Source organism: Hydrotalea sp., from assembly GCF_049968455.1.
Lineage (GTDB): Bacteria > Bacteroidota > Bacteroidia > Chitinophagales > Chitinophagaceae > Hydrotalea.
Genome location: NZ_JBMFQT010000007.1, coordinates 122,231 through 139,020 on the forward strand (window position 1 = coordinate 122,231; position 16,790 = coordinate 139,020).

At 36.1% G+C, this 16,790-nt stretch carries 14 protein-coding genes; 3 read left to right on the top strand and 11 right to left on the bottom strand.

All coding sequences use genetic code 11. The annotated features are described in order from the left end of the window. Positions 1-7: 7 nt before the first annotated feature. The 8 genes from ccoG to ACP5P5_RS07065 all read right to left on the bottom strand — a co-directional run bounded on the left by ccoG (position 8) and on the right by ACP5P5_RS07065 (position 9,235). Positions 8-1,429: a cytochrome c oxidase accessory protein CcoG gene (gene ccoG, locus ACP5P5_RS07030; protein WP_428285397.1), complete on the bottom strand. Its 1,422-nt coding sequence runs from the start codon at positions 1,427-1,429 to the stop codon at positions 8-10. A gap of 19 nt (positions 1,430-1,448) precedes the next feature. Next, a complete protein-coding gene (locus ACP5P5_RS07035) occupies positions 1,449-2,630 on the bottom strand; it encodes a cbb3-type cytochrome c oxidase N-terminal domain-containing protein (protein ID WP_428285398.1) in 1,182 nt (393 codons plus the stop codon). 36 nt (positions 2,631-2,666) lie between these two features. Then, the gene (locus ACP5P5_RS07040) at positions 2,667-2,840 is read right to left on the bottom strand and encodes a CcoQ/FixQ family Cbb3-type cytochrome c oxidase assembly chaperone (RefSeq protein WP_428285399.1); all 174 of its coding nucleotides are present in this window, start codon (positions 2,838-2,840) and stop codon (positions 2,667-2,669) included. 11 nt (positions 2,841-2,851) lie between these two features. Continuing rightward, the gene (gene ccoN, locus ACP5P5_RS07045; protein ID WP_428285400.1) at positions 2,852-5,002 is read right to left on the bottom strand and encodes a cytochrome-c oxidase, cbb3-type subunit I; all 2,151 of its coding nucleotides are present in this window, start codon (positions 5,000-5,002) and stop codon (positions 2,852-2,854) included. 37 nt (positions 5,003-5,039) lie between these two features. Then, on the bottom strand, positions 5,040-5,228 hold the full coding sequence (ccoS, locus tag ACP5P5_RS07050; protein ID WP_428285401.1) for a cbb3-type cytochrome oxidase assembly protein CcoS: 189 nt from the start codon (positions 5,226-5,228) through the stop codon (positions 5,040-5,042). A 189-nt stretch (positions 5,229-5,417) separates the two neighbouring features. Further along, positions 5,418-7,817 carry a heavy metal translocating P-type ATPase gene (locus ACP5P5_RS07055; RefSeq protein ID WP_428285402.1) on the bottom strand — a complete coding sequence of 800 codons (2,400 nt, stop codon included), beginning with the start codon at positions 7,815-7,817 and terminating at the stop codon, positions 5,418-5,420. 1 nt (position 7,818) lies between these two features. Continuing rightward, complete coding sequence (locus ACP5P5_RS07060; protein ID WP_428285403.1) at positions 7,819-8,343, bottom strand: hypothetical protein; 525 nt, start codon at positions 8,341-8,343, stop codon at positions 7,819-7,821. Between the two features lie 109 nt (positions 8,344-8,452). Continuing rightward, positions 8,453-9,235: a glycoside hydrolase family 25 protein gene (locus ACP5P5_RS07065; protein WP_428285404.1), complete on the bottom strand. Its 783-nt coding sequence runs from the start codon at positions 9,233-9,235 to the stop codon at positions 8,453-8,455. 129 nt (positions 9,236-9,364) lie between these two features. Here ACP5P5_RS07065 and ACP5P5_RS07070 point away from each other — a divergent pair, with 129 nt between their 5' ends. The 3 genes from ACP5P5_RS07070 to ACP5P5_RS07080 all read left to right on the top strand — a co-directional run bounded on the left by ACP5P5_RS07070 (position 9,365) and on the right by ACP5P5_RS07080 (position 12,516). Beyond that, on the top strand, positions 9,365-10,396 hold the full coding sequence (locus ACP5P5_RS07070; RefSeq protein WP_428285405.1) for a radical SAM/SPASM domain-containing protein: 1,032 nt from the start codon (positions 9,365-9,367) through the stop codon (positions 10,394-10,396). Between the two features lie 24 nt (positions 10,397-10,420). Then, positions 10,421-10,873: a MarR family winged helix-turn-helix transcriptional regulator gene (locus tag ACP5P5_RS07075; protein ID WP_428285406.1), complete on the top strand. Its 453-nt coding sequence runs from the start codon at positions 10,421-10,423 to the stop codon at positions 10,871-10,873. A 158-nt stretch (positions 10,874-11,031) separates the two neighbouring features. Next, positions 11,032-12,516 carry a glycoside hydrolase family 10 protein gene (locus ACP5P5_RS07080; protein WP_428285407.1) on the top strand — a complete coding sequence of 495 codons (1,485 nt, stop codon included), beginning with the start codon at positions 11,032-11,034 and terminating at the stop codon, positions 12,514-12,516. A gap of 15 nt (positions 12,517-12,531) precedes the next feature. On the opposite strand, the gene ACP5P5_RS07085 is transcribed toward ACP5P5_RS07080, so the two are convergent. The 3 genes from ACP5P5_RS07085 to ACP5P5_RS07095 form a co-directional block, all read right to left on the bottom strand. After that, positions 12,532-14,511 carry a KUP/HAK/KT family potassium transporter gene (locus tag ACP5P5_RS07085; RefSeq protein ID WP_428285408.1) on the bottom strand — a complete coding sequence of 660 codons (1,980 nt, stop codon included), beginning with the start codon at positions 14,509-14,511 and terminating at the stop codon, positions 12,532-12,534. Positions 14,512-14,768: 257 nt separating this feature from the next. Continuing rightward, entirely contained in the window at positions 14,769-15,275 is a 507-nt protein-coding gene (locus tag ACP5P5_RS07090; protein WP_428285409.1) for an SRPBCC family protein, read from the bottom strand. Positions 15,276-15,364: 89 nt separating this feature from the next. Continuing rightward, positions 15,365-16,708 carry a carbohydrate porin gene (locus ACP5P5_RS07095; RefSeq protein ID WP_428285410.1) on the bottom strand — a complete coding sequence of 448 codons (1,344 nt, stop codon included), beginning with the start codon at positions 16,706-16,708 and terminating at the stop codon, positions 15,365-15,367. Positions 16,709-16,790: the final 82 nt, after the last annotated feature.

Sequence of the window (16,790 nt, forward strand, 5' to 3'; positions counted from 1 at the left end):
ATTGTTTTTAATCGTTAACAGGTCCTAAAAAATTGGTTTTTAAAGTGGCAATTTTTTGGTGGTTTGATAATAAGTCAATTTTTATGTGTGATGATCTTTCTTTAATAATGCTTTTTGGTAGTGTTATAAAAAACTCACCTGAACCCTGCCCTTCTTTAGGAACCAAAACATAAGGTTTACCAATAATGTCAATTTTCCCGTTTAGTTGGTGTAATTGTAATTGAAGCTCCACATTTTTTGTTGTTTTATTAACCACTTTAATATTGTAGAGATTAGAAATACTATCATTGCCTCTTTCTTGGTATAAAATACCCGGTGTGCGAATAATGGTAGCATCAACATCTTTTCTAGAAGCCAGTATAGTACCTAAAACTATCAATACAATGCCGCATAACAATGTATAAAATTTCATTCTTGAAGTGTACTTCAAGGGTATACCGTTAGCAATTGAGTTTTCTGAAGCATACCTGATTAAGCCTTTGGGTTTACCAATTTTCTCCATTACATTATTGCAAGCATCAATACAAGCGGTACATCCAACACATTCCATTTGTACACCATTGCGAATATCAATGCCGGTAGGGCATACTTTTACGCATTGAAAACAATCAATACAGTCGCCCAAGGGTTGTGCTTCTGGCGTAGATTTCTTAAAATTACCACGGGGCTCACCACGTTTATAATCGTAGGCGACTATCATGGAGTTTTTATCGAGTAATACACTTTGTAAACGGCCATAAGGGCAAACAACAGTACAGGCTTGCTCTCTGAAAAAGGCATACACACCATAAAATACACCACTGAAAATAAGAATGGAAGCAAACCCTACTACATGTTCAGATACCGGTTCAGTAATAATCTTTACTAGGGCAGGCATACCAATAATGTATGCCAAGAAGAAGTTGGCAATAATGAAAGATAGCAGATAAAATACAATGTGCTTTAAGCTGACTTTAAAAATCTTTTTGCCTGTCCATGGAGCATTATGTAATTGTCGTTGAGCGGGTGCATCGCCTAAAATTAAAAATTCAATTTTACGAAACATCATTTCCATAAAATTTGTTTGTGGACATGCCCATCCACAAAACAAACGCCCGAAGGCTGCTGTAAATAGTACAACAAAAAATACAAACGTAATCATGGTTAACCCGAAGATGAAAAAGTCCTGTGGCCAAAATATTTTGGTGAACAGAATAAATTTTCCCTCGGGAATGTTGAACATAAAAAGAGGGCGGCCATCAATTTGAATGAATGGCGTTCCAAAAAAAATGATGAAATAAAAAATGCTTAACCAAGTGCGTATGTTATAATATTTCCCTTTGGGTTTATAAGCATACACCCATTTGCGCTTGCCTTCTGCATCAACGGTTGCAATTCTGTCGCGAAAGCTTTCTGAAACGGGTTCATTAATGTGTTCAATATTACTCATACAAATGGGTGTTTAATGCTTATTGAATAGTTGCTGCTGTAGTAGATTTAGTTGAATCGGCATTGGCAGCCGGTGCCGTACTATTGTCGGTACATAATGTACCTTGTGGTTCTTTAGGGGTTTTGGGTTTAGTTCCATGAAGGCTTTTAACATAGCTGGCAATTTGTTCAATTTGTAAAGGCGAGTAATCGTCTTTCCAACTTTTCATTCCTTTTTCAGGCCAGCCATAGGTAATACTTTTAAAAATATCTTTTATTGAACATCCATGCAGCCAGTAATCATCTGTTAGGTTAGGGCCTACCAATCCACCGCCGTCAGCTTGGTGGCAAGCAGCACAAGTGGTAGTAAAAACTTGTTTGCCTGCTTCTAAATCAGCCGGGTCAGTTAAATATTTAACCGTGTTTTCATCAACATTTGCTTTTGATAATTTTAGGTAAGCTTGCTTTTCTTCCTCAGCTTTTGCCAGTGAAATTTGTAATTCTTCTTTACTTAATGGTGCACTGTGTACTATATGGTATCGAAACAAATAAATACCTGCAAAAACAATACTTACATAAAACCCATACAACCACCAAGGGGGTAAACGGTTATCTAATTCTCTAATACCATCATAATCATGCCCCAGGTCAATTTCAGCTTCGTCTTTAATGGGTTTTAAACGATTCACTTTATTCCACCAGGTTTTGAAGGAGCTTGCAGATTTAGCTTTAGCTGTTTCACCTTCGGCTACAGCAATGGAATCACTTTGTTTACGTAATAAAAATTTAATGTTATAAATTAATGCCAACAAAATCAGTAATTCTAACAGAACAACACTTACTAGGGTATAATACCCCATTGCGGTTAGGCCGCCATAATTGGCAACTTTTTCAACTGTTGCTTCCGGATTATCAGCTGCAAATGCCTGCATGCTTAGTAGGCTAAATATTCCCACCAACAATAGAGTAATATTGGAAGTGTTATTTGATTTTTTCTTTTCCTGCTCCTCACTAATTTTAAACTTAGCTGTGCCAATTAGTACGTTGGCTAGTAGCACAATAGCTAATAATAAAAATATAATGATTACAACCAATATTTGTGCAATGGGAAATGAAAGAGCGGATGGCTGTGGAGGGCCTGCAGCAAAGGCACCTAGTGGCAAGCAGGTTAGCAGACCAAGGAGCCATTTATTGAATTTTATTTTTTTAAATATTGTGTTCATGGTAAATAATTTTGAATAAATTGAACAATTGTTGAATTAGATATGCCGACTCTCTTCCAAAGGAATATTGCTAATTTCTTGCATGGTTTTTTTATCTGCTTTCCAAACCCACAAAGCAACGCCAACAAAAAACAAGAAGAAGATGAGTAGTGATGTTAATGCATACACATCTACACCGAGTATTTTTTCGAGATAATTAATAAATTTCATATTATTTCGATTTAGTTATTATTGTTGGTTATTGCAGTTGCATTGTTTGCTGTACTTTGAGCTTTAATGTCTGTTCCAACACGTTGTAAATAAGCAATGAGTGCAACTATTTCAGCATTGCTGCTAATATCAATCTTGTCTTTTTTCAAAGTTTCTTTTATGCTTTTTGCTTGTACCTCCAAATCTTTATTAGCTTGTTTGTCGTAGCCTTCAGGATAAGGTACACCCAAGGTTTGCATAGCTCTAATTTTAGCCGGTGTTAATGAGGTATCAATTTTATTATCAAACAACCAGGTATATGCCGGCATAATGGAACCGGGGCTCATTGAGCGAGGATCTAACATGTGGTTAAAGTGCCAACTATCAGGATATTTACCACCAATACGTGCTAAATCGGGTCCGGTACGTTTACTTCCCCATTGGAATGGATGATCGTAAACGAATTCGCCTGCTTTACTATATTCGCCATATCGGGCAACTTCATCGCGGAAGGGCCTAATCATTTGGGAATGACATAAGTAGCATCCTTCTCTTACATAAATATCTCTTCCCTGTAATTCAAGTGGTGTGTAGGGTTTTACTGACGCAATGGTGGGTACGTTACTTTTTATCAAAAATGTTGGAACCATTTCAATAATACCACCTATGGCTACAGCAATTAAACTGAAGATGAGCATTTGAATAGGGCGAGCCTCAATCCATCTGTGCCAGTATTGTTTGCTATGTGTTTCAATGACTTTTGGTAATGCAGGGGCTTCAGCTGCTTCGTTGGCAATTAATTGTCCGGCTGCAACAGTTTTCCATAAATTATATACCATTAAAAATGCGCCAATTAAATACAATGTACCACCAATGCTACGGGTAATATACATGGGCAAAATATGCGTAACTGTTTCCAGGAACTGATATTTTAAATGTCCATCAGGTGTAAATTGTTTCCACATTAATGCTTGTGTAAAGCCGGCCCAATACAATGGTACAGCGTATAATACAATGCCGATAGTGCCAATCCAAAAGTGGGTAGTAGCTAATTTTTTTGAATACAATGGTGTATTAAAAATGCGAGGAATTAACCAATACAATACTCCAAAAGTTAAAAAGCCGTTCCATCCTAAGGCGCCAATATGCACATGGGCTATTGTCCAGTCGGTAAAATGTGAAATAGCGTTTACATTTTTTAAGCTAAGCATTGGCCCTTCAAAAGTTGCCATACCATAACAAGTAACGGCAACTACCATAAATTTTAATACGGGTTCTTCGCGTACTTTGTCCCAAGCGCCTCTTAAAGTAAATAAGCCATTCAACATACCACCCCAGCTAGGCAATAGTAACATAATGCTAAAAACAGTGCCTAAGCTTTGTGCCCAATCGGGTAATGCTGTATACAATAAATGGTGCGGGCCTGCCCATATGTATAAGAATATTAATGCCCAAAAGTGAATGATGGAAAGGCGGTAACTATAAATTGGCCGATTGGCTGCTTTGGGTAAGAAGTAATACATTACACCTAAATAGGGGGTGGTTAAAAAGAAGGCAACAGCATTATGACCATACCACCATTGCACTAATGCATCTTGCACGCCGGCGTACCAACTATAACTTTTAATAAATGAAAATGGAATTTCGAATGAGTTAACAATGTGCAACATAGCAACCGTAACCCAAGTGGCTATATAAAACCAAATGGCTACATACAAATGGCTTTCACGACGTTTAATAATGGTACCAAACATGTTAATACCAAAAATTATCCAAACAACTGCAATAGCAATGTCTAATGGCCACTCTAATTCCGCATATTCTTTTCCGGTGGTATAACCGGATAATAATGTTAGGGCACCAAAAGCAATAATCAGTTGCCAGCCCCAGAAATGAAGCTTGCTGAGTGTATCGCTAAACATGCGGGCTTTACAAAGGCGTTGCAGTGAATAATACACGCCCATGAAAATGCCATTACCCACAAAGGCAAAAATGACGGCATTGGTATGTACTGGACGCATGCGGCCAAACGTAGTGTATGGTAGGCCTAAATTGGCGGTGGGGTAGTACAAATCTATCGCTACCCATAAACCTGCCAACATGCCTATAATACCCCAAAAAATGGTGGCATAGGCAAACATTTTTACAATCTTGTTATCGTAATAAAACTTTTCTAATTGCATAAATGGCTGTTGTTTATTTTAACTAATTGGGTTTTGGTTATTCATTTGTGTTATTCTCTTCTGTAGGTTGCTGTTGCACTGTGGGTGTAGCATCATCAAATAAAATGCGAACAGGCGGGCTTATTTCATCTTTGTATTGGCCATTTTTTACACTCCATAAAAAAGCAAATAAAAAAATGGCGGCAACTGAAATGCTTGCTATTAATAATACTATAATGACACTCACACGAATAATTTTTGTGTTTCAAAAGTATTTTAGCTAGTTACGGTGTAGTATGACATTCATCAACCCATGAACTGATATTTATCATGTTTTGATGTTATTGGTGGAAAATTGCTATGCTGCCCAATGTTGGGAACGATGAAGTGATTGCGACGCAACAGGCGATGCCATGAAAAACAACTGCCGGTATTATTATTGCAGCTTTAATTGTTTTGCATACAAATTGCTTAGTCCGTAAGTAATTAACACAATGCTTATTGTACTTGCCGGCATTAAAACGGCTGCTATTAAAGGTGATAGTACACCTTGCACCGCAAAGTATAAACCAATGATGTTGTATAGAATAGAAACTGCAAAGGCAATAAAAATGATTTTTTTATTGGCTTTTGCCAGTTGAATGAATGCGGGTAAACGGTGTAATTGAGTGGCATCAATAATTACATCGCTGGCGGGTGTAAAGTTGTTGCTGTTTTCAGAAACAGCAATGCCTACATTGGCTTGTTGCAGGGCTCCCGCATCATTTAGCCCATCGCCAATCATCATAACGGTGTACCCTTTGTTTTGTAATTGTTCAATGAATTGAAGTTTGTCGTTTGGTTTTTGGTGAAATAAGGTAACGGAATGAAACCCTAATAGAGATTGTAGAAAATTTTTTTCACCGGCATTGTCGCCACTTAATACGGCAAGGGGATATTTTTTTTGCAGTTGCTTAGCTAAGCTTCTTAAGCCCGGTCTGTATGCATTTTTAAAAATAAACTTTCCTACTAATTTCCCCTCTACACCTAAATAAACGGTAGAAGTATTATCGATTACTTCATTTTGTTTTAAAACAAACTCTTGCGTGCCAACGGTAAGCCATTCATCTTCTACCATTCCTTCAATGCCTTTTCCGGGTATTTCTTTGTACCCATCAATTTTTCTGTTTCCGGAAACTTGTAACCATTGTACAATTGACTTGCTTAATGGATGGGTTGATTGTGCAGTTAGTGTGGCTAATTTTTCTTTTAATGTTTGCGAAAGGGGAATACCGTCATATTCAATTTGGTCATATCGGCCTGTAGTAAGCGTGCCTGTTTTATCGAATACTATGTAATTCACTTTGGCAATGGTTTCAATGGTGTTGGCATTGCGTAAATAAAAATTATTTCTACCTAAACTTCTAATTATGGCACCATTGGTAAAAGTGTTGCTTAATAACAAAGCACAAGGACATGCTACTATTAAAACTGCTGTAACTGCTTGCCAAAGTTTTTCAGGATTGTGAAATTGCCAATAAACTGCAGCTATTGTTGCAATAGCAAAAACAATATAGGTAAAGTATCGGCTAAGTGCATCAACAAATGAATGCTCGTTTTTGTGTTCCGTTTTTTTAAAGGCGCTTCTATTCCATAATTTGGTTAAATAACTTTGTGCAACTTCTTTAATTACCAATAATTCAATATTACTACCCAACTGTTTACCGCCGGCATAAATCATTTCACCCATTTGAATTTCAACGGGCATACTTTCACCTGTTACAAAACTGTAGTCAATTAGTGCTTTGCCTTTGGTTAAAATACCATCGGCAGGAATTAATTCGCTGTGGTGAATTAACAAAGTATCATTCAGTTGTATATTGGGAAGGGTTACGGTTTCTTCTTTATTGTTTTTAATACGCGATACTGCAATTGGAAAGTAGGCGGTGTAGTCTCTATCGAAGTTAAGTTGTTCATATGTTTTATCCTGCAGTATTCTTCCAACCAGCATAAAAAATACAATACCACTCATGCTGTCTAAGTATCCACTGCCGGTGTTGGTAACAATTTCAATAATGCTTCTAATAAAAGTAACCCAAATGGCTAATACAATAGGGGTGTCAATATTCAGGTATTTGTGTTTTAAACTTTTGAATGCGCTGTTGTAGAATTCTGTTGCCGAATAAAATACCACAGGCATGCTTAGTAATAAGCTTAAATATCGGAACCAATATGTTAAATTATAATCTTTATCATCAATACCTAAATATTCAGGAAAGCTAAGCATCATAATATTGGCAAAGCAAAAACCTGCCACGCCTAATTTATAAATTTTCGCATAATTAATACGTGGCTTAAGTTGGTTTAAATTTTGCAGGCTTATATAAGGCTCATACCCAATTGAGGTGAGTAATTCTGCCACTTTGCGCATGCTTGTGTGGTTTTGATTGAAAACAATATCAGCCTCTTTGCGTGAAAAGTTTACTTTACTGCTAATAATATGTTTGTTTAAACGATGTAGGTTTTCAATTAGCCACAAACAGCTGCTGCAATGCATGTGTGGCAAGTAAAAGGTAACGTGTGTTTGATTATTATCTTTAAATACGGTAAGGGCTTTTTGTACGCTTTCATCATCTAGAAATGCAAATTTGTTTTCACGTACTATTATTTTTTGATTGTTTCCCGGATTTTGGCTAATGGTATAATAATCGCACATGCCGGTATTGTTCAAAATTTCATATACCGATTTACAACCTTCGCAACAGAAATGTTTGTCATATGCCTCAATTGGATGATTGCCACAATCTTCACCACAATGAAAACAGGTTGTTTGAATGGAAGTGTGCTCCGTAGCCATATTATTTAGCCGCTTTGGTTAGGAAAGGATAAATATTTTTTTGTTCCAGCATTAGCCAGTTTTGAATTTTTTTCTCCAATAAAAAAAGGTGATTAATGAAACTTTTAAATTCGGTATCCCAATCTTTTTTTATCATATAGTTGTTTACAATTTTTCGTTGATGTTGTAAGGCTTTTATAAATATATCATGTTTATGTTGCATAGTTTTCAACAGGTGTTCATTCAGCGTTATGTCATCCTCATGCTGTTCAACATTGGATTGTTTTTTTAAATACGGAAAAAAATATACCTGTTCTGTATGTATGTATTGGAGAATTTGTTTATGTATGAGTTGTAATTTTTGTGCTAATTGTGGTAGTAGCGTGTGGGTATAATTTTTTGAATTTAACAATGCTTCTAACTGATGGCGGCTTTGGTCTAATAATTCCAAAATAATGGGGTGGTGTTCCACCATAATTAAATTACAAGAGCTTTCTAAATTTAAGGGAGTACCTTCCAACCATTTCTGTAAAAAATTTAACCGCATGCTTTGCTCATTTTACTGCAAAGTAGGCCGCCTTAAAGTGTTAATTTATGACACTGCTCAATTGTAAACATGATTATTGTCATGTTTTGTTACCAGACAATTAAAATGGTTAGTGTTGAATTAACATTGCGCGAAAAGCAGTGGAATCGCCATTAAACACATCAAAATCAACTTTGGTTTTTATGCCAGTAATATGCCCTTCATCACTGTGTTGCCAAAATTGCCAAGGGCGTTGTATGCGGGGTTGTTGGGGAGTTTTATAATGGGCCACCCATAATGGGTAATCGTCAAATTCCTTACCTAAGTAATTTTCATAAAAGCTGGCGTAAGTATAGATAATTGGTTTTACTTTATAATAATCTTCAATGGTTTGTAAATATTCCTTAAGTCGTTTTTTTAGTTGTGCAGGTTTTACTCCATACAGTTCTTCCACATCTACCGCCGGGGGTAAATCGCCTATTTGCAGGGGCACTGTTCGAATAAAATTTTGCGCTTGTTGAGCACCATTTCTAGTAGCAAGAAAAAAATGGTACGCACCGCGGGTAATGCCAAACTGAGCCAGTTGTTGCCAATTTTTATTAAATTGAATATCTGCATTTGATAAGCCTTCGGTTGCTTTTATAAATACAAAGCCAATGGCAATTTTATCGGAACGTGTATTTTTAACCATTCCCCAGTTTACATTACTTTGGTGTACACTTACATCTATGCCGTGTATGGCATAATTATCCGGAATAGGTATGCCGAAATTGGCATCAAAAGTAAAGTCAATAGGTACAGGTCTGTTGTTGTTTTGTTGCCATATATACACAATTACAAGCAGTAAGGCCATAAAAATGCCAATAATAATCCAACCCCATATAAATGACTTTTTTTTCTTTTTTTTGGCCATACTCATGTATCAATTGCCTTACAAAAATGCCATATTCAATTCAAAAAACGGGCAATCATTTTTCGAATAGTGGAACAGATATAATATAAACGGCTTTTTAACAGGAATGGGCTTATTTTTACACCTTGTATGCCGTACTTTAATTTTAATGACAGTTTAAATTTAATTAGCAAATTTACCGCCAGGCGTTTGTGGAATGCTGCCAAAGTATGGAGCAGCTACCAAATTACCCGTTTAACGGGAAGGCCTGTGCAATGGGGATTACCTATTTCTATTTCATTTGAACCTACCACATCGTGTAATTTGCGTTGTCCCGAATGTCCAAGCGGTATGCGTGAATTTACCCGCCCTACCGGAATGCTTGATAATCATTTTTTTAAACAAACTATTGATGAAATACATAAAGAACTGCTGTATTTAATTTTTTATTTTCAAGGCGAACCATATTTAAATCCGGGATTTTTAGATATGGTGCAGTATGCTCATAGTAAGGGTATTTACACTGCCACATCAACCAATGCTCATTACCTTACTGATGAAAAAGCCAGGAAAACGGTAGAAAGCGGATTAGACCGCCTTATTATTTCTATTGATGGCACCACACAAGAGGTTTACCAACAATACCGTGTGGGTGGAAAGTTGGACAAAGTAATTGAAGGGGCTAAAAATATTGTTAAATGGAAAAAAGCATTAAACAGTAAAACACCTTTCGTTTTTTTTCAATTTTTGGTGGTAAAGCCCAACGAGCATCAAATTGAAGCTATTAAGCAATTGGGAAAGGAAATTGGGGTTGATCAAGTGCGTTTTAAAACGGCTCAGGTTTATGATTATGAAAATGATCCACATCAATTAATACCCACTATTCAAAAGTATAGCAGATACAAAACCAACAAGGAAGGAAAGGTGGTTGTAAAAAGTGGTTTAGGCAATCATTGTTGGAAACTATGGCACGCCAATGTTATTACCTGGGATGGGTTAGTGGTGCCTTGTTGTTTTGATAAAGATGCACAACACCGTTTGGGGAGTTTAAAAAATGAAAGTTTTAAGGCAATTTGGCATAATCAGGAATATCGCAAGTTTAGAAACAATATTATGCAAAGCAGGAAAAATATTGATATTTGTGCCAATTGTAGTGAAGGTTTAAAAGTGTGGGAAGATTAATCAACGATACTCATTTTGCATGACATGAATATTGAAAAGGAATTACCACAGTTGCATTTTAGAAATGAATTTCACAAGGGGATTGTAAATATTATATTTACTGCCAATTGGTTGCAAGAGCGTATTCGGCAGTTTTTATTACCGGAAGATATTACTTCTCAGCAATATAATATTCTACGTATTGTGCAAGGAAGTGCCACCCCGTTATCAACCTTGCAAATTAGAGAGCAAATGTTAGATAAAATGAGTGATACCAGCCGAATGGTTGATCGGTTAGTGGCAAAAAAATTAGTAGAAAAAAGAACCTCTGTTCATGATAAAAGAAAGGTGGCAATTTACTTAACGGAAGCGGGCGAAGCTTTGTTAAAAAGGCTTGAACCCAAAGTGCAAGAGGTAGATGCATTTTTGTCATCATTAACGGCTGATGAAGCTAAACAGTTAAATCAACTCTTAGACGCAGCCAGGCAACAGCAGTAACAGTTTATCATCCTTACGGTACTTGCTTTATATTTTCTATTATAATGCTTTGGAAATAATAATTACAAAATAATTGTTGAAAATTATACGAATTAAGTTTTGAATAACAGTATTGTGCAAAATGTTTCATGAATACTGTTGTTGGCAAAATACGGAACATGAAAAGAAACACATTCTACTTAGTATTATTGATTATTGCAATTTTTTTTCAATCTGAATTATATGCACAGAAATCACCCATATTTGAAATGCGTGGAGTATGGGTTGCCACTGTTGTGAATATTGATTGGCCTGCGCAAAAGGGTATGTCAGTGGAAGCGCAAAAAGCTGATTTTATTAAGTTGTTGGATATGCATCAACGAAATGGCATGAATGCGGTATTCGTGCAAATTCGTCCGGCAGCCGATGCATTTTATCCCTCACAATATGAACCCTGGAGTGAATATTTAAATGGGAAACAAGGATTGCCGCCAACACCTTATTATGATCCGCTTGCATTTATGATTGAAGAAACACACAAGCGCGGAATGGAATTTCATGCCTGGTTAAACCCCTATCGCGCTGTGTTCAATATTCATAATTCATCCATATCACCATCACACATCACAAAAATTCATCCTGAATGGTTTTTAACTTATGGCACTACCAAATACTTCAATCCCGGTTTGCCTGAAGTGAGAGCCTTTGTTACACGTGTTGTAAAAGATATTGTAACGCGTTATGCGGTAGATGGAATACATATGGATGATTATTTTTATCCTTATAGAATTGCCGGTAAAGAATTTCCCGACGGAAAAGCTTATCAGCAATATGGCAAAGGTTTGAGTAAAGATGAATGGCGTCGGGCTAATTGTGATAGTATTATTCTTAATTTATTCCAAGCTATTCGCGCTGCTAATCCGTATGTAAAGTTTGGCGTTAGTCCCTTTGGTGTTTGGCGCAATAAGAGCCAAGATCCGGAAGGCAGTAATACAAAAGCAGGTCAAACAAACTACGATGATTTATATGCCGATATTTTATTATGGTTGAAAAAAGGTTGGATTGATTATGTTGCACCGCAATTATACTGGGAACAGGGACATAAACTTGCTGATTTTGATACTTTGTTGGCTTGGTGGAATGCACACACATATGGTAGGCAGTTGTATATTGGACAAGCTATTTATAGAGCAGGAAGTAATGCTGCCTGGCGAAACCCTAACGAAATTCCTAATGAAATAAAAGCCATTCGAGGTTACCCAACTACACAAGGAAGTATATTTTTTAGCAGTAAAAATTTTGAAAATAATCCTAACGGATGGGCCGATAGTTTACGTTATAATTATTATGCATTGCCCGCCATTGTGCCGCCAATGCCATGGATAGATAGCACCAAACCTGCTGCACCCATTTTTGCCAAATCGGGAAATAATGTGTTTACTATTCATTATGCCGGAAAAATTCCGGTAAAAGCCTTTGCCATTTTTGCTTTGCCGGAAAATGTTGATGCGAAATTGGAATATGCTTCATTAATACAATTGCTTAATTCTGATAAAGAAGTTGTTTATGAAAGGAAACAAGCATTAGTACCTTCAAATAATCGGTTATTTGCAGCCGTTGTTAGTGAACACAATGTGTTGAGTAACTGGGTTGAATTAAAATAGTATGCTAAGTTTGAATTAAGCTATTGAAATACGCTTTAACGGTAAATAGGTTTTAGGACTAATTAATAGTGGTACTCTTTCAATAACAGTGGTGGCATTGTCTAAGCCAAAAGCTTTTTGGTCTGATTGTGCTAATTGTTTTATTGCAAAATAAGCATCCATAATAAATTCTTCTTTTACCGATAATTCATTTTCAACCGATAAGAATGTTTCCAATATAACATAAGTAATATCGGTATGGAAATTAATAACATCCAAATCTTCATATTGATTGCTGCAACACAATTCATTATTTTTCCGCATTTCTTGCATTACCATTTTTACCAATAAGTTAATGCGCGGTTGAATTCTAAAACCCAACTTGAAATTTACCTTAATTACCTTTTCGGGTAATAAATTCACAACACTATAGGCCATTTCATAGGGGTTGTCGGCGCGGTCAATATGAATAAACCAATAAACGTCTGCCCTTTTTGGTTTTCGATTTAATATGGAATCAATTATTCTTTTTTCAATATCGCCATCGCTGTTGGCTTTGGTTAAGTAAACCAAATGGGTAGCATATTTAGGTATTTCTTTATCGGCACTTAGTTTTTGTAGTGCTTGTAAATAATCCTTGGTTTTAATGAATTGTAAATAACTGTTGGTAATTTTTCTTGCTTTATGCCAAACAAACATGATGAACATTAGGCCAAATTCAAAAAACAAAAACATCCAGCGTTGTTTAATTTTCGCCACATTGGTTATGAAAAACGAAATTTCTACAATTAAAAAAATGGTCATAATAAAGGCAATTACCCAGTTATTCCATTTCTTAATTCTATACATAAAAACAAACATTAATCCGGTAGTCATTAGCATGGCAATTACAATTGAAAAACCGTATGCTGCTTCCATAGCTGAACTATCTTTAAAATATAGCATCATGCCTACACATCCTAACCATAAAACCCAGTTTAAACTGGGTATATAAATTTGGCCTTTTACATTGGTTGGGTATTTTACCGTAACCCTTGGCCAAAAATTCATACTAATTGCTTCGCTAATAAGCGTGAATGAACCACTTATTAAAGCCTGACTGGCAATGATGGTGGCTAAAGTAGCTATAATAATACCGATTAGTAAAAACCAATGTGGCATTAATGCATAGAATGGATTTACGTTGCCTAAACTTGTTTTTTGTTGTAGTAGTAACCAAGCACCCTGCCCCATATAATTAATAATAAGAGCTGTTTTTACAAAAGCCCAACTTGCCTGAATGTTTTGTTTGCCACAATGTCCTAAATCGCTGTATAATGCTTCAGCACCTGTGGTACACAAAAAAACTGCGCCTAATAACCAAAAGCCATGCGGATATTCAACCAATAATTTAATACCGTAATAAGGGTTAATAGCTTTAATGATATTTGGAAATTGAATGATTTGTGTAGCACCTAAAATTAAAATCATGCTAAACCAAACCAACATAATGGGACCAAATGCAAATCCTACTACTTTGGTTCCAAAGCGTTGAAAGAAAAATAATAGGGAAATAATTCCTACTACAATGCCAATAGTAATACCATTACCAGGTATTATGGTATTTTGTAAAGAATGAATGCCATTTAAACCCTCAACTGCTGAAGCAACAGAAATAGGCGGGGTTATTATGCCATCGGCTAATAATGTGGCAGCACCAATAATAGCCGGCATATAAAGCCATTTCGCATACCTACGTACTAAAGCAAATAGCGAAAATATGCCACCCTCACCCTTGTTGTCTGCCTGAAGGGTTAACAGTACATATTTAAAAGTTGTTTGTAGGGTTAATGTCCAAATAATGCAGGAAATGCCACCATAAACTAATTCTTCTGAAATAGGTCTATCGCCAATAATGGAACGAAAAACATATAAAGGTGAAGTGCCAATATCGCCATAGATAATGCCCAGGGTTACTAATAAGCCGGCAGCAGACAGGCGGTGTAAATTTTTGGAACTGTGTAATTCCGTTTTCATGCATTAAGGTATTGATGGGTGCGGGGTGCTAATATTCATTTTTTGTAAATGAATATTTTGAAACCAATATGGGTTAGGTTTGTGTTGAAGAATTGTTACAGCGATATAGGTAGCATGTATAAACACAATCAGTTTTTGTGGTGGTTGGGTTGCCATATAAAAATTAAAGATGCAAATTTATATTGCGTTTATACCGAATTTGGTTGTTAGGTAACCGTATTAAGCATAATTTAATTTAAAACCCATTTTTATATGAATTAAAGCACATGAATTAATTGTGAGTGTTCGTTAGTTTTTTGCCATTGACCAAATTTTTCTTCAATTGCCTGAAAACGAAAGTTGAATATATGTTTGAGTTGGTTTTTTACCAATAATGCATTGGCAATATTTCCTAAAAATCCAAGCGGAATTCTATAATGTACAATATCTGTCATTTCAACACCACCGCTAACGGCTTTAAAATGATGTTGATGATGCCATAGTGAATATGGCCCAAAACGTTGTTCATCAATAAAATATTGTAAAGGTTGTACATGTGTAATTTCTGTCATCCAGTATAGTGGAATGCCCAAAACCGGTTTTACAGTATATTCAATAATTTGTCCGGAATACATGGCAGAACCGTGGTATTTACTAATAATTTTAAACCCTAGTTGTTGCGGGGTGATAGCGGACAAATTTTCCGGATTACTAAAAAAAGCCCAAGCAGTATCTAAATCTGTAGGAATATATTGAACGGTTTTGAGAGAATAAGTTTTAGACATAACAATATTTTCAATATTAACAAAACAAAAACGGTAAGGTTTTCTTTTTAGGAAAAAACTTACCGTTGATATTTTATAACTTAGTTTTTTTAGAAGAAGATATGCCCACGAATGGCAAAAACATTTACAGGCCCGCTTCTATCTTTATTATAACCCGGATTATGTACTAGTTGATAATCGCAACTTAACCAAAAATTGTTAAATAAATATGCATTGTAAAATGCTTCAATAATACCTTCATGCCCATAATTTAATGCACCATCGCCGATAATAAAACCATAACCCCCGGCAGCTAAAAAGTCGCGATGTGCCTTAGAAATACCATTCAATACCCCAGCAATACCGGCTACATCTGCCGGGCGATGCCAACGTGTACCTTTTACCAATAAACCTAATGAAGCTGTTTGGTCAATTTCAGTGAAGGCCCAGGTAGCATATTTTCCATCATTCCAACCAATACGTGAAAAAATTCCAATATCGTTGTTTAGTGCCTGTTCTGCACTTAGCCCCAAACCAAATTTTTTACCCCCAAAAATATTATTTTCTGTACTGCCATCTATTACATTTAATAAAAATGTATTATTTGTTGCCAATGCTTGCATGCCTTGTTGATAGGAGGGGGCACGGGTGTAAGAGTTGCTAATAGTAAACCTAACGGTACCCAGCTGACGATTAATTCTATAGCGTTTTTCAATTTCTAAATTTTCGGAGTGTGCTTTTCCAAAATGGTATTCCATTTTAGGCGCATTGGCTATGGCCGGCACGGCAACACTGGATAAGCGAACAGTCCAACTATTTTGATACCATTCTGCAACAATACCAAAAGTATAACCACGGGTATTGGCAGGATAATCCCAAGCACCATTTCCCATTAATGCCCAGTTTAAAAATTGAGTACGGGGATCATGACTATATGCGTTGTCATCATAAAAATCGCTAATGGCAAATTTGCCGACTGAAATAGTAATGCGGTTATTAGGCACTTTATCAGGTACTTGATTAATGTCGTCTTCAACTTTGCTGTATTTTGTTTTTCCAAAGGCAAAGTTTTGTTGAATAAAAGCACGTGCAATAAATATTTGAGGTTGAACGTTACCCACTCTGTAAGTTTCGCCATTCAATGCACCTGCTACCCCTTGGGAATAACTTAAGCCATTTCCACCCGACAATTCCGGATTAAAATAGGCTGAGGCACCTTTCCATAATTTTCTTCCTAAAAATAAAGTGCTTGTTAAACTGGTTGCACCAGTTTCAACAGCGTTGTTTAAGCTGTTTTTGCCGCTATACTTAGCCGCGAAACCTGAATGACTTTGTGAAACTATAGTAAGTTGAAAATGATGAGTCCACTTACTACTACTATCCATTTGAAAAATGGGTTGTGTATATGTAATATTTGATATTAAATGCAACGCTAATATAAATATCCATTTCATGTTACAAATTTTAAAGGTGTTTCCGAGTAGTTGTTTTGAATTTGGAAAAGAACAAGTGTGGCGAGAACATTTGGTTCTTTAC